Annotated in this window: 20 protein-coding genes; 15 read left to right on the forward strand and 5 right to left on the reverse strand. The window is 67.1% G+C overall.

Annotated features, from left to right (window positions below; translation table 11 throughout):
- Position 1 precedes the first annotated feature (1 nt).
- The 5 genes from AAFP35_RS04780 to AAFP35_RS04800 all read left to right on the forward strand — a co-directional run bounded on the left by AAFP35_RS04780 (position 2) and on the right by AAFP35_RS04800 (position 4,593).
- Positions 2 to 850 (forward strand): S49 family peptidase, encoded by an 849-nt coding sequence (locus AAFP35_RS04780; RefSeq protein ID WP_419220399.1) that lies wholly within the window; start codon positions 2 to 4, stop codon positions 848 to 850.
- A gap of 434 nt (positions 851 to 1,284) precedes the next feature.
- Positions 1,285 to 1,620, forward strand: coding sequence for a rhodanese-like domain-containing protein (locus tag AAFP35_RS04785; RefSeq protein ID WP_419220457.1), 336 nt, complete (start codon positions 1,285 to 1,287; stop codon positions 1,618 to 1,620).
- Positions 1,617 to 2,726, forward strand: coding sequence for a DUF4328 domain-containing protein (locus AAFP35_RS04790; protein ID WP_419220400.1), 1,110 nt, complete (start codon positions 1,617 to 1,619; stop codon positions 2,724 to 2,726). The genes AAFP35_RS04785 and AAFP35_RS04790 overlap by 4 nt, the downstream gene beginning before the upstream one ends.
- Entirely contained in the window at positions 2,723 to 3,514 is a 792-nt protein-coding gene (locus AAFP35_RS04795; RefSeq protein WP_419220401.1) for a glycerophosphodiester phosphodiesterase family protein, read from the forward strand. The genes AAFP35_RS04790 and AAFP35_RS04795 overlap by 4 nt, the downstream gene beginning before the upstream one ends.
- 89 nt (positions 3,515 to 3,603) lie before the next feature.
- Complete coding sequence (locus AAFP35_RS04800) at positions 3,604 to 4,593, forward strand: DUF5926 family protein (protein WP_419220402.1); 990 nt, start codon at positions 3,604 to 3,606, stop codon at positions 4,591 to 4,593.
- A gap of 54 nt (positions 4,594 to 4,647) precedes the next feature.
- Here the strand turns inward: AAFP35_RS04800 and AAFP35_RS04805 are convergent, their stop codons facing one another.
- Positions 4,648 to 5,697, reverse strand: a complete 1,050-nt coding sequence (locus AAFP35_RS04805) for a C40 family peptidase (protein WP_419220403.1) — start codon at positions 5,695 to 5,697, stop codon at positions 4,648 to 4,650.
- Positions 5,697 to 6,488: a type VII secretion target gene (locus AAFP35_RS04810; protein ID WP_419220404.1), complete on the reverse strand. Its 792-nt coding sequence runs from the start codon at positions 6,486 to 6,488 to the stop codon at positions 5,697 to 5,699. Before AAFP35_RS04810 ends, AAFP35_RS04805 begins: the two co-directional genes overlap by 1 nt.
- Before the next feature lie 228 nt (positions 6,489 to 6,716).
- Here AAFP35_RS04810 and AAFP35_RS04815 point away from each other — a divergent pair, with 228 nt between their 5' ends.
- Positions 6,717 to 8,273, forward strand: a complete 1,557-nt coding sequence (locus AAFP35_RS04815; protein WP_419220405.1) for a hypothetical protein — start codon at positions 6,717 to 6,719, stop codon at positions 8,271 to 8,273.
- 28 nt (positions 8,274 to 8,301) lie between these two features.
- On the opposite strand, the gene eccA is transcribed toward AAFP35_RS04815, so the two are convergent.
- Entirely contained in the window at positions 8,302 to 10,071 is a 1,770-nt protein-coding gene (gene eccA, locus AAFP35_RS04820; protein ID WP_419220406.1) for a type VII secretion AAA-ATPase EccA, read from the reverse strand.
- Positions 10,071 to 11,522 carry a MinD/ParA family ATP-binding protein gene (locus AAFP35_RS04825; protein WP_419220458.1) on the reverse strand — a complete coding sequence of 484 codons (1,452 nt, stop codon included), beginning with the start codon at positions 11,520 to 11,522 and terminating at the stop codon, positions 10,071 to 10,073. The genes eccA and AAFP35_RS04825 overlap by 1 nt, the downstream gene beginning before the upstream one ends.
- A 525-nt stretch (positions 11,523 to 12,047) precedes the next feature.
- On the opposite strand from AAFP35_RS04825, the gene AAFP35_RS04830 reads away from it, so the two are divergent.
- From AAFP35_RS04830 to AAFP35_RS04870, 9 genes are all read left to right on the forward strand, one after another.
- Positions 12,048 to 12,362, forward strand: coding sequence for a hypothetical protein (locus AAFP35_RS04830; protein ID WP_419220407.1), 315 nt, complete (start codon positions 12,048 to 12,050; stop codon positions 12,360 to 12,362).
- Positions 12,363 to 12,370: 8 nt separating this feature from the next.
- Positions 12,371 to 12,712, forward strand: a complete 342-nt coding sequence (locus AAFP35_RS04835) for a YbaB/EbfC family nucleoid-associated protein (protein ID WP_419220408.1) — start codon at positions 12,371 to 12,373, stop codon at positions 12,710 to 12,712.
- A 206-nt stretch (positions 12,713 to 12,918) separates the two neighbouring features.
- Positions 12,919 to 13,236 carry a hypothetical protein gene (locus tag AAFP35_RS04840; RefSeq protein WP_419220409.1) on the forward strand — a complete coding sequence of 106 codons (318 nt, stop codon included), beginning with the start codon at positions 12,919 to 12,921 and terminating at the stop codon, positions 13,234 to 13,236.
- A gap of 20 nt (positions 13,237 to 13,256) precedes the next feature.
- Positions 13,257 to 14,606 (forward strand): hypothetical protein, encoded by a 1,350-nt coding sequence (locus AAFP35_RS04845; protein ID WP_419220410.1) that lies wholly within the window; start codon positions 13,257 to 13,259, stop codon positions 14,604 to 14,606.
- A 45-nt stretch (positions 14,607 to 14,651) separates the two neighbouring features.
- A complete protein-coding gene (locus AAFP35_RS04850) occupies positions 14,652 to 14,957 on the forward strand; it encodes a PE family protein (RefSeq protein WP_419220411.1) in 306 nt (101 codons plus the stop codon).
- 46 nt (positions 14,958 to 15,003) lie between these two features.
- Entirely contained in the window at positions 15,004 to 16,098 is a 1,095-nt protein-coding gene (locus tag AAFP35_RS04855) for a PPE domain-containing protein (RefSeq protein WP_419220412.1), read from the forward strand.
- Positions 16,095 to 16,904 (forward strand): ESX secretion-associated protein EspG, encoded by an 810-nt coding sequence (locus AAFP35_RS04860; RefSeq protein WP_419220413.1) that lies wholly within the window; start codon positions 16,095 to 16,097, stop codon positions 16,902 to 16,904. Before AAFP35_RS04855 ends, AAFP35_RS04860 begins: the two co-directional genes overlap by 4 nt.
- 107 nt (positions 16,905 to 17,011) lie before the next feature.
- Complete coding sequence (locus AAFP35_RS04865; RefSeq protein ID WP_419220414.1) at positions 17,012 to 17,329, forward strand: WXG100 family type VII secretion target; 318 nt, start codon at positions 17,012 to 17,014, stop codon at positions 17,327 to 17,329.
- A gap of 35 nt (positions 17,330 to 17,364) precedes the next feature.
- On the forward strand, positions 17,365 to 17,652 hold the full coding sequence (locus tag AAFP35_RS04870; protein WP_419220415.1) for a WXG100 family type VII secretion target: 288 nt from the start codon (positions 17,365 to 17,367) through the stop codon (positions 17,650 to 17,652).
- A gap of 471 nt (positions 17,653 to 18,123) precedes the next feature.
- On the opposite strand, the gene eccE is transcribed toward AAFP35_RS04870, so the two are convergent.
- On the reverse strand, positions 18,124 to 19,815 hold the full coding sequence (gene eccE / locus AAFP35_RS04875; RefSeq protein WP_419220416.1) for a type VII secretion protein EccE: 1,692 nt from the start codon (positions 19,813 to 19,815) through the stop codon (positions 18,124 to 18,126).
- Positions 19,816 to 19,873: the final 58 nt, after the last annotated feature.

The following is a 19,873-nucleotide window of genomic DNA, read 5'->3' on the forward strand; positions in this document are numbered from 1 at the left end:
CATGAACGGTGCACCCTGGTCGAAGCTCGCCAAACGCGTGTCGAAGTCGCGAGCAGACCGAGTCGCCGTGGTCCGGCTCGACGGTGCGATCGGCGCGGTCGGGATGGGCCGTCCGGGTCTCACCACCGACTCGGTCGAGCCGATGCTCAAGCGAGCGTTCGACGTCGAACACCTCAAGGCTGTCGTCATCGTCGTCAACTCGCCCGGCGGCTCGCCTGCACAGTCGGAGTACATCGCCGAACGCATCCGCCAACTGTCCGCGGAGAAGGGCGTGCCGGTGCTCGCGTTCTGCGAGGACGTCGCAGCCTCCGGCGGCTACTGGATCGCGTGTGCGGCGGACGAGATCTATGCCGCACGTACGTCGATGGTGGGTTCGATCGGGGTGGTGTCGTCGGGGTTCGGATTCGCCGACGTGCTGACGCGGTTCGGTGTGGAACGCCGGCTCTACGCCGCGGGTGACCACAAGGCCCGCCTGGACACGTTCTCGCCTGCCCGGCCGGAGGACGTGGAGTGGTTGAAGGGCCTGCAGGGCGAGCTGCACCAGGCGTTCATCGCGTGGGTGCGTCAGCGGCGTGGGAAGAAGCTCAACGCTCCCGACGACGAGCTGTTCAGCGGTGACGTCTGGATCGGCGACCGGGCCGTCGATGTCGGGCTGGTGGACGCGGTCGGTGTCATGCGGTCGGTCATCGCCGAGCGCTACCCGGACGCGGAGATCACCCGGATCGAGGCCCCCAAACCCTTGCTCGCACGTCTCACGGGTGGGCAGTTGAGTACCGGGGCGGTCGTCGAGGATGCGGTCTCGGCGGCCGTCGGCGCGCTCGACCGCGGAATCGTCACACACCTGCGCTGATCGACGCTCTCAGCGTCCGAATCCGGGTTCCTGTGTACCCGTTCTGGGGACTTCTCCCCAAGTTATCCACAGGGAGTGGCACGATCGGAAACATCCTTTGGCTGTGACGTCGGTCTGCACTCTGGTGAAGAGTCTGTCTCGGTGCGCAACCAGATCGGTGACGGTCATCACAGATGGTGTGAGTGCGATCACAGTGAATGTGCAGTTCGCGCGGGGGTTCTCCACAGTTTCCACAGTCTCATCCACAAGTTGATGGTCCACAAAGCACACCGCACGGCGTATTCGCAAACCGGCATGTGGATAGTTATATGTAGGTCGTCATAGGCGGTGTTCGGTGCGTACGCACGTGTCAATTCGGCCGCCGTCGATCCCCGGTTGTGCACAGGACACTGCTGCCGAGAGGCCCGGCGCTGTGCCACCATGGTTTGGTGAGTATGGGTGACATCCGACAGGTGCCGGTGACGGAACTCCCGGACGATTTCACCGCCGAGACGGACAGGGTGCTGCTCGACGTCCGGGAGGACGACGAGTGGGCCGCCGGCCACGTCCGGGGTGCGGTGCACATTCCGCTCGGTGACGTCCCGGCCCGTCTCGAGGAGATCGATCTCGACGCCGAGCTCCTCGTCGTCTGCCATTCGAGTGGCCGTTCGATGCGAGTGCTGCAGTACCTCGATCAACTGGGCTTCGAAGGCAACTGTGTCCGCGGAGGAATGTTGGCCTGGATCGAGAATGGCAAGCCGGTCGAGACCGGCGGCGTCGAGACACGATGATCGACCTCTGCCCACGATGCCGGATTCAGGCCCCGCATCGTCCCGGACGCGAACGCTGCCCACGCTGTGGTGGGCCGCTGCAGGTCGTCGACTCCGGACTCATCGGTGGCCCTGCCCAGTCGAACCCTGCCCAGTCGAACCCTGCCCAGTCGAATCCCGCCGGGTCGAATCCCGCCGGGTCGAATCCCGCCGGGCCGAATCCCGCCAGCCAGAATCCGATGCCCGCCCCGGCCCGGCCTTCGGGTGCGGTGCGGCCGGTCCCGGCGCCGACCACCGGCCCGCGCAGTGCGCGCGTCTACCGCAGCAGGCACGTCCGGTGGGTGGCCCGCCGCCCACCTGAGGCGATTCCGGCACGCCGCTTCGCGCCGCCGGCCGGGCCCCGGCCGATCCCGCGCTATCACTACCTTCCGCGATGGGGGCTCTGGGACGTCCCGGTGCAGGCCGAGGCCGACAACCGTCCGCGACTGGCGGTACAGACCGATGCCCTCGGCTACGCGCTGCGATTGCTGGCGATGGTCCTCGGGGTCGCCGCGGTCATGCATCTGTTCCGCTACGTTCTCCTGGTGATCAACCGGTCGACGCCTATCCCGGGACTCCTCGACCGCGTCACCGCCTTCCTGGTCATCTTTGCCGGACTGGCCGCCTTGGTCGTATTCGTCTACGCCACCGTCGTTTTCACCCGCTGGGTGATCGAGGTCCGAGCCGACGCCTACCGGTGGCACGATCGACGCGATCCGCGGCCGAGGTGGCGGGTCGCCGTGCTCGCCGCCACTCCGCTCGTCAACGTCGTCGGGGCCGCCCTGCTGTTGCACGAGGCGGCCCGCATGCGTGACGACCTCGATCCGGCGCTCACCGGCCGTCGACTGCAGCGTCTGTGGGTTGCCTGGGTGATCGTCAACGTCCTGGCTCTCGCCGCGATCATCACCCAGATCGTCGCCACGGCATCAGGGTCGATCCAGACCGGCGCCAACGGACTGGCCGCCGTGGTGATCAGTTCCGCGGTGTCTGCGGTGTTCGCCTGGTGGCTGGCCGGCCGATTGCGCGTCAGTTTCGGCGAGGCACACGACGAGCCGGTGCCCGCCCGACGATGGGTTGCGGTGGCATGACGGCCGGCGGCCCCATCTCCCGATCCGGCAAACCCGCCGTGGTGGCCCACCGAGGCGCCTCCGAGGAACTACCCGAACACACGCTGGCGGCCTACGAGCGCGCGCTTGCCGACGGTGCCGACGGGCTCGAATGCGACGTGCGCCTGACGAGCGATCACGAACTGGTCTGCATCCACGACCGCACCGTGGATCGGACGTCCGACGGGACCGGACTGGTCAGCGAGATGTCGGTGCCACAACTGCGTGAACTCGATTTCGGCAGTTGGCATCCGCATGGTTCGTCGGCCTCGGTGCTGACGCTGCGTGAACTCCTCACCCTGACCCTGGACTGGCGACGGCCGGTGCGGCTGTTCGTGGAGACAAAGCATCCGGTGCGCTACGGCAGCCTGGTGGAACAGAAGCTGCTCGCGCTGCTGCACGAGTTCGGGGTTGCGACCCCGCCGTCGGCTGACCACAGCCGCGCCGTGGTGATCTCGTTCTCGTCGGCGGGTGTCTGGCGGGTTCGGCGGCATGCGCCGATGCTGCCGACGATCCTGCTCGGCGACACCGCGCGACTGCTCGGCGGCAGTGCGGCGACCGCCGTCGGTGCGACCGGGATCGGGCCGTCGGTGAACACCCTTCGCCAGAACCCGGATCTCGTCGACCGGGCAGCAGCCGCCGGTCGGGTCACCTACTGCTGGACGGTCGACGATCGCGTGGACGTGCAGCTCTGCGCCGATCTCGGGGTGCGCTGGGTGGCCACCAACCGTCCCGCCAAGGTGCGGGATTGGCTGGTCACCGTCGACTGAACGCCCTCGACGCCGGCGCCCCCGGCCGGCGCGCGCCGGGCGCGCCGACCATACGCATTGCCACGCTGCGTCCGTGAGAAGGTAGTGCCATGGCGAAGAAGAGCAAGCGGGGCAGCGGGCCGCGCCCGGGCAGCAACCGTGCCGAGCGGGTGGCCGCGCGCAAGGAACGACAGAGGGCCGCGATGGCACCTCCGCCGCGACCGTTCGCCGGGTTGGCCGCCGAGTGTGATCTGGTGGCGCTGCGTGCCTTTGTCGCGTCGGCGACCGCGAAACTCGACCTCGTCGAACCCGGCCCGCCGCAGCCCGAGATCACCTCGGTAGTCCCCGACGACGACGCGCCGGCACCGAAGGCCGAGCGTCCCGAAGGGGTACGCAACGAAGTTCTGATCGCGACGATCCTGCCCGGCGCCGCCCCGGCACTCGTCCGCGAGGAGCGCACCGGGCCGCATGGTCTCGTCGCACTGCAAACCGACCCCGAACCCGACGATCTGGCCGCTGCGTTGGCCGACGCCATCGACTGGGCCGCACACGCCGAACCCGATGCGGAGTATGCGCCCGAGGGCACCGAGGCGGCGTTGACCGACCTCATCACGGCCGACTCGGAACTCGAACTCATCGTCTACGACGACTTCTCCTGGTGGTTCCCCCCGGGTACCTCGGTCCCGCCGGAGATCGCGGACATGCTTCAACGCGCCAACGACACGATCATGCCGACCGCCCGGTTGACGCCCAAGAGTGGCGTCGGTGCGCCGTGGTGGGTGGATGCCGGTGAGCGGGCTCATTTGCGCTGGGTGCGGCCGGAACCCGAAGACGAGCTGATGAACGCGCTGGCCCGTCTGCATGCGGCCGGACGCCTGACTCTCGGCGACGGGTCACGATTCGCCGGGTCGTTCCGCACGCACGGGCTTCTGGTGCCGGTGTTCGATCTCGACAACGAGCGACACCACGAAGAGTGGTACGCGGGCCTGGATCAATTCGACGAATGGTTGTCGGAGGCACTGGCCGAGTCCGGTGATCTGAGCACTGCGGAGCTGCGGTCGCGTGACGGGATCCGCGGCCGTCAGGTCACCCTGCGCTGATCGCCTGCCGGACCGGGGATGTCGGGTGACCGCCGGGCGGCGCACGACCGGCCGTCAGGCCGCGGCTGCGCTGCCACCGGCGGTCGGGCGGTAGATGCCCATGTACCCCATGCCGATGTTGTCGGTGCGCATCGGTGAGATTCCCACCGGATCGCCTGCCTCGATGAGCGTGCCGTCGCCGAGCGCCATCGCGACGTGGCCATCCCAGACGACGAGGTCGCCGGCCATCGCCTGGCCCTCGGGTACCCGCTGACCGATGGCTTGCTGATCGGCGGTGCGCGGAAGCTCCACGCCCGCTTGCCGATACGAGTACTGGGTGAGCCCCGAGCAGTCGAGGCCCTTGCCCGGCGACGTGCCGCCCCACACGTAGGGGACACCCTGTTGGGTCAGCGCGGCGCGTACCGCGTTGGCGGCCTTCTCATTCGGAGCGGTCACGACCTTGCCGTTCGGCAGGGTGAGTCGCACCCCGCCACCCGGCAGATTCTCCGACGTGATGCCCTTGGCCGCGGCATCCTCTGCGCTACCGGATCCCGCAGACGCGGTGGCCATCGACTGTTGCATCTTGGCCAGCTGCTTGTCGCGGTCGGAGAACTTCTGCTGATCCGACAACTGGAGCTCGGCCAGTTTCTGCAACTTCCGCGTCTCGCCGCCGAGGTCGTGCCGGACGCGGTCGATCACCTGGACGGCTCGTTCCAGGTGCTGCTCGGCCAGCTGCGTCAGAGCGGGCCAGCCGACCGGACTGAGCAGAACGGGACCCGCCGCGGTGGTGGTCTCGACGAAGGAGTCGAGGATGGCGGCGAGATCGGTGTAGCCGCCGTTGACGATCTCGCTCGCCGTGTCGGTCACGGCAGCGATGTCGACGCCGCGATCGGACACACGGTCGGAGTCGACGTGCAGTGCCTCCATCGACTCGACCGCCTGCGAAGCCGCCGCACTCTGCCACTGGTGGTCGAGTTCCAGAGTCGCTGTGGCCGACTGCTTGCGCACTCCCTCCATGACTTCGCTGGCCTGCCGAAGCTGCGTCGACGGCCCGCCCACCGGCATGACGCCGGTGCCGAAGGAATGCAACAGCGCCTGCAGCGGCGCGATCAGCAGTGCGAGCACTATGCCGTCACCCCCGGAGGCGTCGTGGTGGGGGTGGCGGTCGTCGTCGTGGTGGTCACCGGTGCGGCCGTCGCGAGAGAGCTGTACAAGGAGCTCGCCTCGGCCATCCGCTCGTTGTACCTGTCCGGGAACGCCGATCGCTGCACGGCCTGGGCGCGGTCGCCCGGCGCCCCGGAGGTGCCCTTGAGCTGTTCGTAGTACGACGTGGCGGCCTGGTCGACGTTCATCCGGTTACGGCCTCCGGATGTCCACGGTTCGAAGTTGCGCTGCTGGAACACTCCGACACTGTCGCGGTCGCCGTAGTCCAGGTTCTGCAGATTCGACTCCACGAGCCCGGTCGCGAGCGCCGACTTGATCTCGTCGTCGGACATGCCCATCTTCTTGCCGCGGTCGATGATGATCTTGGCGACCTGCTCCTTGGTGAGCTTCTGGCTGGCCGGGTCGAGGCCGCTCGCCAGGTTCGACGCCGCGCCGGATGCCGTCGCCCCGGAGCCGTTCCCGAACTGGCCCGCGTTGTCGGCGTCGGCGGAGGTGTAGGCATTGGCGGCGGCGGCCACGGCACGTCCGATCTTGGTGTAGCGCTCCCCGATCGCGGTGACCTGGCGATTGTGGTTGTTGGTGACCAGGGAGGCGACCGCCATGAAGTCGGCGCCGATCAGTCCGAACACGGCACCCATGGCTGCGGTGTTGAACTCGCCCCGGTGTCCCTCGACCGCGACCGACGTACCGCGGCTCTCGGTGTGTACGCCGAAACTGCGCACCGACTCTGTGTCGACATTCAGTTCCGTCATCCGATTGCCCCCCCTTGTCGCCGGGCCATACAGAATGCAGCGACGTCGAAGACGTCACGCGGTACCCGCCGCAATGTAGGTTATCAATTCGAGAGTTCGCTGCGCAGTCATGCGGGTGACCGACCTGACCCGGTCTGTGATCGTCCGAACGCGCAGGGCACAGTGGATGGTCGAAACGACCGTGCACCGACGACGGTGGACATCATCGGGGGTGATCGAGGAGTGTCGATGCGCAAGGCGTTGATCGCGGCCGTCGTTGGGGTGGCGTGCCTGATCGTGGTGATCGCGGTGACGGTGAGCGGGGTGATCCCGCGGACCACCGACGGGCAGGCGGTGGCGTCGGCCCCGACCCGCGCGCAACAGCAACTCGACGATGCCACCACGGCGATGGCCGATGCCCCGGGCGTCTCCTATGAAGGTGAGCTCAGCGTCGGTGGTCAGACGATGCAGGTGCAGGATCTGGCCGTCACCGCTGCGGGTGACGTGCACGGCAAGGTCGCGGTCGACGGCCGGGGGGCCGAGGTGGTCCAGATCGCGGGCGGTACCTACGTCAAGGCGGACGCGGCGTTCTGGGATTCGTACAACGCCGGCGGTGACGCCTCGGTTCGTCACGATTCGTCTGGCGCGGCAGGCAATTGGGCCCTCGTCCCGCCCGGGTTCTTCGGCATCGATTTCGGTCAGGCGTTGCGGCCGTCGACCTATGGTCTCGGCGCCGACGACCAGGATCAGCGGATCGACCAGTCCGACAACACGATCCCCGTCTCGACGGCGGACCAGACGCCGGACCGTCGGGGATTCTCCACCGCTGATCCGCAGGGCCTGCAGGTGGGGCCGACCGAGGACGACGGCCAGACGATCGTCGCCGGCGAGAACCCGGTCCGACTGAACCCCGACGGCAGCCTCTACGGCATCGCGGGACCCCTGCGGTCTGCACCCGCGGATCGGCCCACCACAACCAAACTCAAGGTCACGCTGCTGACCAATGACGGTGTGAAGTCGTTCTATTCGACAGTGCAGGGTTACAGTGACCCGCTGTCCAAGGTGCCGGCACCCACCGTCGACGTGCCCAAACCGACCGGCAATCTCGACAACTGCACCAACACTTTCTGCATCCTCGTCTACGACTTCACCAACTCCATGCCCGGAGCCGACCGCGGCACGGTGACCGTGCGCCAGACGTCGTCGCTCACGGTCAACGGTGCGGCGGCCGGTACCTGTGCGCGGACGGTGACGATGCCGATGAACGGTAAAGAGCAGTCCACCTGCAGTTTCCGGTTCCCGGATCCGCGGACCCGGACGATCAACTACCACGCGGACAGCAACTTCGACATCGCCGCAACCGCAGAGAAAGACGTCACCGTGATCGTCCAGTCGGCGGAAAAGGGGCGCGACGTTGCGACCCGACAGCCCGGACGCTGGTATCCCGGTGGTTTCAAGGTCGCCCCGCAAGCCCGCAGCTTCAATCAGCAGATCACCGGTGTGCCTTCGGGTTTCGCCTACATGGTGAACGACGTGCCGTTCGACGGACGGGCCGCCGACGGAACGCTGCTGATGACCGCGGCACCAGGATACGGTGAGCATCTGGTCGCGGGTGGTGGTTTCGATCCCGCCTGGGCGGGCACACAGCAGCTCGTCGATCAGGCCGAGAAGGCTGCACGCGCCGCCGACGACCAGCCGGTGCGCTGGGTGTTCGCCGAGCAGAACGCGGCCGATGCGATGACGAAACTGTTGGCCGACAACCGGATCGACGGAATCGACGTCGCCACCGTCCCGGCCGCGGGCTGAGGCCCTCGGCACGGGGCGGGGAGGCCCGCTATCGCTGCAGCATCCCCAGCACGGTGTCGAGCGCGGCGTTCACGTCGGTCGCCTCGATACGCATGAGTGCCTCCTCGTCGAGGTCCTCGATGCCGACGTCGCCACTGCTGAGCCGGAACTCGCGCTCCTCCTCGGCCGCCTCGACGACGTTACGGATGAAGCGACCGTTACCGGCGAGGTCTATGCTGCGGCGGGTTTCCCCGCTCTGGTCGACCTGCATGCTCTCGTAGAGCGGGGCGAGACGCTGGACCAGGACTTCGAAGGCGTCGTCGGAGATCACCGAATCCCGTTTGCGCGCCATCAGTTTGCCGATCTCGCCGAGCTCGGACGGTGAGTACGAGTCGAAGCGGATACGACGGGCGAATCGGGACGCCAGGCCGTCGTTGGCGGCCAGGAACCGGTCGATCTCTCCGTCGTAGCCCGCGATGATCACCACCAGGCGGTCACGATCGTTCTCCATCCGGGCCAGCAGGGTGTCGACGGCCTCACGCCCGAATGCGTCGCCGCCGGACAGGCCGGTCTGGATCAACGTGTACGCCTCGTCGATGAACAGCACACCGTCGAGAGCTCGATCGATGAGCTCGCCCGTCTTGATGGCGGTCGAACCGAGATGCTGACCGACGAAGTCCCGTCGGCTGGCCTCGATGACCTCGTCGGTCTTGAGGATGCCGAGGGCGCAATAGATCTTGGCCACGACACGCGCGATGGTCGTCTTACCGGTACCGGGCGGACCGGTGAACGCCAGGTGCTGGCTCCGGGTCGCACTGGCCAGGCCACGGTCGGCGCGCACCTTGGAGAGTTGTGCCGCCGACTCGAGCTTGGCGACCTGCGCCTTCACCGAGTCCAGGCCGATCTGCTCGTTCAGCTCGTCTTGTGCCTGCTTGAGCAGATCCGGCTTCGCCTCGGCAGCTTCGGCGACCGGTTCGGGCACCGAGTCGGGATCCCAACGGTCGGTGCGGGAATCGATCGTTTCCTTGGTGGTGACCTTGATGCGGAACTTGGGGTCGTTCAGCGCCTTGGCGTTGTCCTCCATGCCGGGATCGCGCGAGTAGACCGTCTCGAAGATGCCACGGGCCTCGGCCTCGTTGCCCATCTCGCGCAGGCAGAGTCCCCGGGTGAACATCGATCCGTTCTGCACGACCGGGAGCGGACCCGCCTCGGCTGATTCGAGTCGCCGCACCGCTTCACCGAACAGCCCGAGCTGCGCGCACGAGGTGCCGACCATCAGATCGCCGACGGCCTTGAGGTACTCGTCGGACCAGTTCGGTGACTGCGCAAGCGAGGTGAGCACATCCGGCCACCGCTGGGTCTTGAAATGCAGATAGCCGCGGGCGAAGTCGACGATGGGTGGTTTGCCGGTGGTGTCCACGGCGTCGAGTGCTGCCTCGGCGCCGTCGAAGTCGCCCTCCCGGACCATGGCGCAGGCATAGAGTGCCGCCGCCTCGAACGGATCGGAAACCGGATAGTCGACGAACAGTCCCGTCGGCGCCCGTCCTGCCAGCGTGCGCGGCGTCAGGCCGAGACGTCGCTGCTCCACGAACAGCGAATCCCGGTACTTGAAGATGCTGAACAGCACCTCGGTGGAGGTGTCGCCGGTCGCCAGGCGTCCGAGCCAGGCGTCGGCCATCATCGGCGCGTACTCGGTTGCACGCTTGAATGCCAGTGACGCATAACGCTGATCGCGCTCGGCCTCCTGGCCGTCGACGGGAATCCCCCATGCGAGGACACCGGCGTCGAACACCCTGCGGGCTTGCATGAAATCTGACATCAGTTGTGCGGCCTTCTGCTGCTGAGCCGGTCTTCCGGCTCGTCCGTGAGTGCGAAGTCTTCGGCCACGGTCGCCGCCAACTCGACATACGAGCGTCGGGTTGCCTTGTCCAACATGGCCAGATCGACCTCGGCGCCTTCGGCGAGATGGTCGTCGAAGGGGATGATCTGCACAGCTCGGGTACGTGCGAGGAAGTGCTGACCGAGCTGGTCGAGGTCGATCTTGAGGTCCTTGCGCCGCGGACCGCTCAGGACCACCACCGCGCGTGACACCAAATGACCGTAGCCGTGCGCCTCGAGCCAGTCCAACGTGGCACTGGCACTGCGCGCACCGTCGATGGCAGGCGTCGACACCAGGATCAACGACTGTGCCAGATCGAGCACACCGGCCATTGCCGAGTGTGACAGTCCGGTACCGCAGTCGGTGAGGATGATGTTGTAGTAGCGCTGCAGGATGCGCATCACCGAACGGTAGTCCTGCTCGCCGAAGGTCTCGGCGGTCGCCGGATCACGTTCGGAGGCAAGCACTTCCAGGCGACTGGCGGCCTGGGACGTGTGCCGGCGGATGTCGGAGTAGCGGAAGATCGAGTCGTCGAGGAGCACGTCGCGCACGGTCGACCCGGTCTGTAGACGAACCCGCTGGGCGAGCGTGCCCAGGTCAGGGTTGGCATCGATGGCGATCACCCGATCGCCGCGCAGGTCGGCGAACGTCGAGCCGAGGCCGACGGTGGTGGTGGTCTTGCCGACGCCGCCCTTCAACGACAGCACCGCGATGCGGAAGTCGCCGCGTACGGGCGCATTCACCTGCCTCACGAGTTGATCGAAGTAGACGGTCTGTTGCGAGTCACCCGGGTTGATCGCGCCCCCGGACACCTTGTGCACGGTTCGCCGCCACCCCGATCGTGGCGCCCGTCGCGCCTTACGCAGCAGCGCATCGGAATCGAGGGTCGAGCCGCCCGATTGCTGACCGAAGCCCTGTGGGCCGAACTGTTGTGGGCCGAACGGTTGCGGGCTGAACGGTGGGTTTCCGGCCGACGGTTGACCGCCGGGCGTGGGCATGAATTGCTCTGTTCCGGAAGGGAATCGACTGTCCACCGGGCCCGAGGGAGGAGGCATCGTCGGCGATGCCGCGTCGGACGGCCGGGCGCCGACCGGCTGCTCGGCCGACGTCTGTGTGGGTGGCTGCGGCGGTCGCCCCGGCTGGTGCGGTGGCGGCGCGGGCTGGTGCGATGTCGGGCTGGGCGATCGCGGTCCGGGCGGTGGCGAGACGGGCGGTGGCGAGGCCGGGGGGGACGGTGACGGCTGCTGAGGCCCTGCGGGTCCGCTCGTCGCCGGGGGCGGTGGAGGTATCGGTGGCGGGCCGTATCCCGGGGGTGGACCCGGTGTGGTCGCGGGTGGCCCAGAGCTCGGTGGGGTAGTGGTCGGCGGAGTAGTCGTGGGCGGGGCCGTCATCCATGGTGGTCCGGGTGTCGGTGGCGCGGCCGGTGACGTCGTCGGGCCGGACGCGACCTGGCGATCCGACGCGTCGGACTCCGGTGATGTCTCGGCGTCTGTCGGGTCCTCGCGGTCTGTGGAGGCCCCGTCCTCGGCGGGTGCCGTTCGCCGGTCCGGTCGGGACCGGTCGTCCTCGGTGCGTGAGGTCGGTTCGGGCGGGGTCGTTCGTTCGACCGACCGCTTGGCCGGCGCGGCCTGGGTCGGTGGTGGCGGTACGGTCGGCCCTCCCCCCGCCAGCCATGGCGGGGTCGCGGGCATCCGATTCTGGTCGAACGTCACGGCTTTCCTCGCATTTTCCCCGGTATCAGTACACGAGGATACAGCCGACAGCGGCCCCGACAGAATCGTGATTCCCCAGTACAGCCCGCCGTCGGCACTTGGGTGTGTCGGTGCTCGGCACCTATGATGGCCTCGCGTCGGAGCGGGAGGGCAGACGTCCTCCAAATGCCCGACACGATCGCCGTCGGGAAAGGGGGCGCACACATGGCAACTGCGGCAATCAAGAGTGGCGCGCTGAAGGTGACGACCACCGAGGCCGGTCTTCCGACCGCTCTCACCATCGACGATTCTCAGCTCCGTCGGGATCCCAATGTACTTGCGAAGGACATCCTGCGGTTGTGCCGGCAGGCTGCGCAGCGAGCCGGGCTGGAACGCCGTGCCCAGATGGTCGCGGAGGGCGTTCCCGGCCACGTCATCGACCTGTTCGATCTCCCCAAGCCCGAGGACGTCGCTCGCGAGGAGATCATCACCGAGGTCGAGGACGACTACGAACAGCAGACCTGGATGAGGTCGGTATGAGCTGGGCGATGGATGAGCTCGAGGCCCGGGCTCGACGCCAACTCGACAGCCTCACCGAGGTCAACGAGCGTCTCGGGCGCATCGTCGCGAGCGAGACGTCGCCCAACGGTGAGGTGCGTGCCGAGGTCGACGGCATGGGCGCGCTCGTCGACCTCAAGCTGTCGGATCGAGTCGGCGGATTGAGCGGAAAGCAACTCGAGCAGCTGATCGTCGCGACGGCGAACGTCGCATGTCAGAAGGCCTTTGCGCAGCGAGCGAAGGTCATGGAGGAGTTCTCCGAGGAGTTCGCAGGTCTCGTGGCGGCACCGGGTGCACACGACGATTCGCGCAACGACGGTGGCGACGGATAAACTTTCTTTACCACAGCACTTCCGAAGTCGGAAAGATCGTGCGAGGATATTTCGTCTTCACATTGCTCCACACGGCGCAGTGTGGTGGCATTTGAGCAGTCAAGTGGATCGGTCGTCCCAGATCTGTCGGTCGACCGATTGACATCACGCGCTGGTGGACAAATCGTGCGATACGGTGTGGCCGAGCATGAACGATTGGGGGCGTCATGGAGAACGTTGTTGCTGATGCGGCAGGTATTTCGGCGTATGCCAGTGCCGAGGCGGCGATCGCGGCAGAGATCGCCAGTGCAGGTGCCGTCAACGTCGGCGCAATCGCAACCGCGCTGACCCCCGTGTTCGGCCTCCTGGGTACCGAACATCTCGTCGCGACCATCGTCGCGATGACCACGAACCTTTTCGAGACCGGCCAGTTGGCTGCCGTCCATGCAGGTCAGTCGGCTGCCGCAGCAGCGTCGGCGGCCGCGTACACGGCGACCGACACCGGCCAGGCAGCGTCCTTCAACAACGTCACGCTCAACCTCTGACCGCGGAGTCGACATACGTCATGACGCACGGTAAACCGCCGTTCGAGACCACCAACTCGTTGGTGCCCGCACCCATCGATCAGTCGGTGATCGACATGCTCGAGAACAGTCCGCTCGGGCCGATTCTGGAAACACCGGTCGGTGACGTGCTCGACAAGTTCGGTCTTCCGCCGCTGCCGCAGCTGCCGGCTCCTCTGCCTCCCGCCATGCCGGGGCTGCCTCCGTTCCCGCCGATCAACATCGAGAATCTGTTCAAGCCGCTGACCGACCTTGCGCAGTCGTTCGGTACCGGTGACCTCGGCATGAGCGGATTCGACCCGACCCAGCTGTTCACCGGGCTGTCGACGATCATGCAGTCGATGGTCGGGCTGTCCAGTGGGGCGCTCAAGGCCGTGGACCAGGTGTGGTCGGGAGCAGCGGCGACCAGCAATGCAACGAAATCGACGACTGCGGCGGCCGAGGGCGGTGCAGTCGGTGCCAAGGCGTCGAATATCCAGGCGAATACAGGCATCGGAGCAGGCATCGTCGGTAACGGCAATGCCGCCATGGCCGCGGTCATCGCGAAGTTCCAGGCGGAGCTGGCCATCGCCGTTCCGCTGTTGGCCACGCCTGCGGCGCCGGCCGCGGGCACAGCGATCATCGCGGCGGCGAGCAGCGCCCTGTCAGAGGCGATAGCGGTGGTCACCGGGACCAAGACCGCGCTGTCGCCCGAAACCGCGACACAGACCGCCAACGGGACACAGATCCCCATCACCGGTGCTCCCACAAGCCCGTCACCGTTCGGCATCGCGGCGACGGTCCTCGAGTCGGTGGGCTCGCCGCTGTCGAGCTTTGCCAGCACGGGTACATCGATGATGAGCTCGATGACCAAGCAACTCGCGTCTGCCAACAAGGCACAGTCCGAAAAGGGCAAGGGCGACAAGAACGCTCCGGGTGCGGCAGGTCTGCACGGTGCCGCGGGAGGCAAGGGCGGTGCCGGCGGTGCCAAGAAGGGCGGCGTCGGCGGCGGTGGTGGTGGCGGCGTCGGCGGGGTCGGTGCACCGGCGACACCGTTGCAGGCCAAGCCCGGCGTGCCCAACTTGAACGCAGCGTCGGTCGAAGGACCGACAACGGGTTCATCTCCGGCGCCGGCTGGCCGTACCGTTGGCACTGGAACAGGCATGATGCCGATGGGCGGAGCGGGCGCCGCCGGGGCGGCAGCGGGGGCGCGCGGTGCAGGCGCCGATGACGGCCACGGCGCGCCCGACTTTCTCGTCACGGCCGATCACGGCTCCGAGGTCGTGGGCGACATGCCACAGGCGGCGCCACCTGTGCTGGGTGGAGATACCGAGATCGAAGTGGAGTCGCCAGATGTCGACCTGCGGCTCTGATCGACCGAACACACAGTCCATGAACAGTCAGGGAGGAACGAGGCCATGAGCGACAACCAGCTTTCGGTCGATCCGAGCCAGTTGGAGGCTGCCGCAGCGAAGCTCGACGCGCTGGCGCATCGGCTGGAGACCACGATGAACACGCATGTGCCCGGCCTCAAGGTGCCCGCGTCGGGCAGCGACGAGGTCTCGGTCCGTGCTGCGGACACCTTCAACGCCGTCGCCGACGAGTTCGGTGGCGACGGAGAGAAGGCAGCTCACGAGCTCCGCAAGATCGCTGCCGTGCTCCGGCTGCAGGCCAACACCTTCGGTCGCGCCGAGGACACGAACATCACCACCTTCCTGGCCTGAGACGAGTCGGGCGTCGGGGTAACGGCTACACGTTGAGGATGAGGTCATGATCGTCGGATTCACCGGGGTGATCTGGGAGGCGCGGCCCGCCGAGCGGCTCGCGCACGACCTTCACCACGGCGTCGGCCCGGCACGACTGGCCGAAAGCGGCGCCGCGTGGGCGACGCTCGCCGCCGAACTCGCCGACATCGGAGTGGAGTACGGCAAGGTGCTCGCCGATCTCGGATTGCACTGGGAATCCCAGTCGTACAACCATGCTTTCGAGCAGCTGACCAAGTTCGCCCCCTGGTTCGCCGATGCGGCGAACCAGGCGGTGCACACCGCGGGCAAGGCGGAGGCACAGGCCGCCGCCACCACCGTGGCGCTCACCGCGATGCCCAATCCGCTGGAACTGCAGGCCACCAAGGCCGTCCAGGAGGCGTTGTCCAAGGTGCACATCGCGGCGGGTTCTCCCCTCGTTGCCGCAGCGGCGCATACCGAGCGGGCACAACAGGATCAGAAGCAGCGTGCGTCGCGGGTGATGGAGAGCTACGAGAAGGCGACCACCCCGGTGCACAAGCCTTGGGCTCATCCCAAGCCTCCGCGCATCGTGTCCGAGGACGCACTGCACGCCGAAGAAGCCGCGGCCCGCGAGGCTGCCGCCAAGGCTCGCGCGGCGGCGCAGGGCATGGGCATCCAGGCGGGTCTGGCAACGGCACCTGCGATCGGCATGGGCAACTACGGTTCGGACTACCAGCGCGAGAAATCGAAGTATGCCGCAACGGATCTGGCTGCCGATGGTCAGACGCCTGCGCCGCTGGTGCAGAACACCGGCGGCGCTCCCGTGGAAGCTCCGGTGCGGTCGCCGGGCGCGATGCCGATGGCTCCCGGCGCCGCGGCCGCCGGATCGAATTCCGACGATGACGAGTACCGGCCGACCAAGGTGGAACCTGCTGCGAGCAGTGCAGCTGCGGCTGACGTCAATCTGCCCGCCGGCTGGGTACAGGCAGGCCAGCACGACGGCGAGGTGTCCTGGGAGGACATCGCGAATCGCTATGAGACGCCGTCGAAGCCACCGCTGCCCGAAGGCGTGCTGAACCTCGGCGACGGTCAGGTGTCCCCCGCAGTCCTCGGTGCGCCGGACGAGAGCGGGCACCCATGATGTGGGACACGGCGTCGGGAGTGCATCAGACACTGTCGGCCGATGCGCTGTGGCGCGTCGGTGAGCACCTCGACATCCAGATCTGGCCGACGGTCTTGGACCTGTCACCTCGGCACGACACCGTCGAGGCATACCGCGAGGGTGCCGCGAACGCTGATGCCGAACTGCGCGCCGCGGGCGTGCTGGGCTCCGAGGGGATCGACGACGACTTCCACCTCGCGTTGCGGATCGTCTCGGATCCCGATGCGGAGTTGCAGGTTCGGGTGTTCGGCGAGGACGGTGTGCGGCGGATCTCGTTGACGCGTCGCGGGCACGACCACGTCCTGGTGCTGCGGTATGGCGAGTCGATCACCGTCGAGACCGTGTCGGTCGACGGAATCAGTTCTGCCGCACAGAAGATCGTCTCCTGCGTCGGGGAAGCAGACGCCGCCGACATCGCGTCGGTGAGTGTGTTGACCGACGAACTCGTCGGGAGGCTCGACGCTGCGACGACGTCGGCCGACTACGCAGAGGCGTTGTACGCCCTTGGTGTCGATCAGCAGGAAGCCATGAAACTCGGTACCGGCCTGGCAGATTGCCGTGGTTACATCGAGATCGTCGCGTACGAGTCCTGGGAGGGCCGTACCCAACAATCGTCTGGTGCTGTCGCCATCTACGAGACCGCTCGTGGTCGCGTGGTCGGCAGTCCCAGTGTGTCCCCAGACGGCCAGATGTGGACCACCCTGTCTGCCGGTTCGGGACATCGCATCAAGCAGGCCATCGGCCTGTTGGTGGAAACCTTGCCGAGTGGGCGGTGGCTGGAATGACCGTGGGCGGGGGACAGTTTCGGTGCGCCGGTGCGGTGACCGATCCGAACACAGGACTGCGGCTGCGTGCGCGGCTGGAGAAACCACATACAGATGGAGGAAAATAGATGTCCAACTTCGAACTCGACCTGGAAACCGGGTACAAGCACACAGACACCGTCAACGAGATCCTCGACAGTCTGCGTCAGACCCTGAAGGTGATCACCAACGAGGTCGACGCTGCGCGGTCGTCCTGGGTCGGTGACGCATTCAACGCGTTCCAGAACACCGCCAACGAGTGGGACGGTGAGGCGACCCGCCTCAACCAGAAGCTGAACGAGCTCTCGGAGACGCTGAGCGGCACCGTGTTCAAGGGTTCGGACACCGCGAACCAGGACATCGCGTCGAGCTTCTCGGGCATCCACGCCGGCGGCCTCAACCTCTGATCGCCTGATCACCTACCCGAAAGGACACCAGACTCATGACGATGAAGTACAACTTCGCCCAGATCAGCGGCCTTGCAGAGGCTCTGGAGCAGAACGGTCGCAACCTGCTGACCCAGACCGACACCCTCGACCAGGCTGTCAAGCAGCTCAGCGGCACCTTCACCGGTGGCGCACAGGAGGCCTACGAGCAGAAAATGGCCGCCTGGCGCTCGGAGATGACCGACACCCAGGAGATCCTGGCGAAGATCGCCAACGCGGTCCGCAGCGGTGGCGAGCACATGCAGCAGACCGACAGCGCCAACGCAAACGCGATCGGCGGCTGACAGTCTCAAACAGCAACGCCCGCATCGGAATCACTCCGGTGCGGGCGTTGTCGTGTGTGCGGGGCTCGGCCGATCGCGCACCACCCCACTCCGCCCTGATCACCGTCCTCGCCACCGCTGCTCATTGACCGCTCACCCTCCCCGCTGATCGAGCGCTCACCCTCCGCCGCTGATCGAGCGCCCACCTTCCCCGCTGATCGAGTAGGCTCCGAGCGCAGCGAGGCGCCGTATCGAGATCACCCCGCACCCCCGCTGATCACCGCGCACCCCCGCTGATCACCGCGCACCCCCGCTGATCACCCCGCACCGCGCAGATCACCGCACCCCGCTGATCGAGCGCTCACCCCCTGTTGATCGAGTAGGCTCCGAGCGCAGCGAGGCGCCGTATCGAGATCGCCGTATCGAGATCACAGCCCCGAGAACAACCCGGGCGAGATCGCTACATCGAACCGGTTTCGGCCGATCCGACCGTCACCGACGATGCCGACTGAGCTGCCGGTCGGGAGCTTTGAGAGACGCACCGATGTAACGCATCTCGTCGTCGGTGGCGACCATGACGACCGGTGTGGAATCGCCACCGCTGCGAACGGTGACCCACGGACCGGCCTGCGCATCCTGGAGGAGTGCGACGTCGACGGTCGGATCGGCGTCCATCCCGGAGGCCGTGACGGTGATGATGGTGCCCTCGGCACTGATGGATTCCTGTGCGACCCCGTCGAACACCAGCACCGAATAGCCTTGGCGCTGACCGGCGACCTGTGATCCTGCCGCTGCACCTGCGACGGCAAGGATGCGCGGATCGCCCACGGCGTGGGCCATCGGCATCCAGTCGGCGGGTCGGTCGGTGCTGACCATGACGCGGGCGCCGAGCGCGATCGCCCGCAGCACCACCTGCTGGCACAGGTTGAGCGTGCCGGCGATCTCCACGGTCCGCACGTTCGAACCCACCAGCGACAGTGCCACCGCGCGGCCATCGGCGTCGGCGCCGACGAGCTGTCCGCACCCGGCTGCGGGCAAGGCGAGTGTGGCCAGCGACCGTTGCGTCGTCAGGTATTCCATCTGGCTGCGGTCCTGGAATGGGTCAGCCAGCGGCAGACCGGCGACGAACGCCTCGCGCTGGTACCCGTTGCACGGGTGGTAGCCCTCCGGGACGGCCACCGGATCGTCGGTGAGCGTGTTGAAACGGGCCAGGGCGCTCAGGTGTACCGTCTGGTCTTCTGCGGGCCGCAGATGCAGCGTCAGCACCGTCGAAAGGCTCGGCACGGTCCACGGTGAGCCGAGGCCGGTGTCGGACAATGCGGTCTCGTCGAGCCGGAAGATGTGCGAGTGCATCGTGCCGACCTGGACGTGGTTCCACGCCTCGGAGAGGTTGTCGGGGTTGGTTCCCTCCATCAGCGAGGTGAACACGGAATTGATCTCGGCTGCGGTGAGGATCGTCGCGGCGTGTCCCTTGCCGGACAGGCGGTTCGCCACACGACGCGTCGCCACCACCGCGGTCTTGAGCACGCCTGTGGACCCACCGCCCCGGCGTTCGATCGCGTCGGCGTTGTCCAGGGGATTGAGTCGGAGGATCACGTTCACCGAACGGAAAGCGGTGGCGGGCAACGGGCCGAGGATCTGGCTGTAGATACCGGCGATGTTGCCGTTGCCGTACGCGCGAGCGCCGTGGCTCACGATGTCGGCGGACTCGAGTTCGATGTCGAACTGGTGCAAGCACTCCGCGATGAGGTCGAGCGGCACCACGTCGTCGGTGATGACGCGTCCGGGCGCAAATCGGGTCAGCGCACGGGGATTGGCCTCGATGCGCACCATCGTGATCACACGGTCGCCGTCCCAACGCATGCCGCAGCTGCCGCCCTCGGCGAGCGGGACGTCGAACGGCGCTTCGAACCAGAACTCCGGCGCGCGCATCCGACGGCGCGTGTACGCCATTCGTGACGACAGTTTGCGGGCCACCGACACCCCATGCGACCTCATCAGGGTCGGCACCGCCAACACCACGCCGACCACGACACCGATCCACCAGGGCTGTCCGAAGACGGCCGCGATGATGGTGACCGCCATGACGACGAGTTCGGCGAGCAACAGGACCGGAGTCGGCAACCAGCGTTCGGCCCAGAAGGTGTCGGGAGCCTGCACATTGAACGACGTCTGATCAGTCATCCGGCGCAGCCCTCCCCGTGCGTATTACCAGCGCTCAGCCCCTGTACGGTACCGTGCA

This window comes from Gordonia sp. CPCC 206044 (genome assembly GCF_048537895.1).
Lineage (GTDB): Bacteria > Actinomycetota > Actinomycetes > Mycobacteriales > Mycobacteriaceae > Gordonia.